The following is a 477-nucleotide window of genomic DNA, read 5'->3' as shown; positions in this document are numbered from 1 at the left end:
AAGAAGTGCGGGTGGACAACCTGACCCGGCGCTTCACCTACAACGACGGCGGCCACCTGACCCGGCTGGACGAAATCGGCTACGGCGAGAACGGTGAACAGCCCCAGCGCGAAACGCTGTTCGAACGGGACCCGATTGGCCGCCTGATGGCCAAGCTCAACCGCGATGCGCGACAAGACTATGCGTATGACGATGTCGACCGGTTGCTGAGCATCCAACGGCAACCCAGCGGCATCGGCAAACAACTCGGCATCACCGAAGAAAAACTGGAATACGCCTATGACCTGCTGGGCCGACTGACCCAGGAAATCACCCCACAGGGCGTGCTCGGCTACGAATACGACCCGCTAAGCAACCTGACCACACTGACCCTGCCGGACGGGCGCAAGGTCAACCACCTGTACTACGGCAGCGGCCACCTGCACCAGCTGAACCTGGACGGCCAGGTGATCAGCGACATGGAGCGCGATGACCTGC

The 477-nt window shown here is 61.8% G+C and carries 1 protein-coding gene; it reads left to right on the top strand.

What is annotated here, in order from left to right:
• The coding region (locus ABEH27_RS25735; protein WP_346616253.1) for an RHS repeat domain-containing protein at positions 1-477 on the top strand (477 nt) is incomplete at both ends.

Origin of the sequence: Pseudomonas sp. P39-UII1 (assembly GCF_039672635.1) — a bacterium.
Classification (GTDB): Bacteria; Pseudomonadota; Gammaproteobacteria; order Pseudomonadales; family Pseudomonadaceae; genus Aquipseudomonas.
Note: the sequence above shows the minus strand (reverse complement) of the source record. Positions and strands in the feature narration are given on the sequence as shown.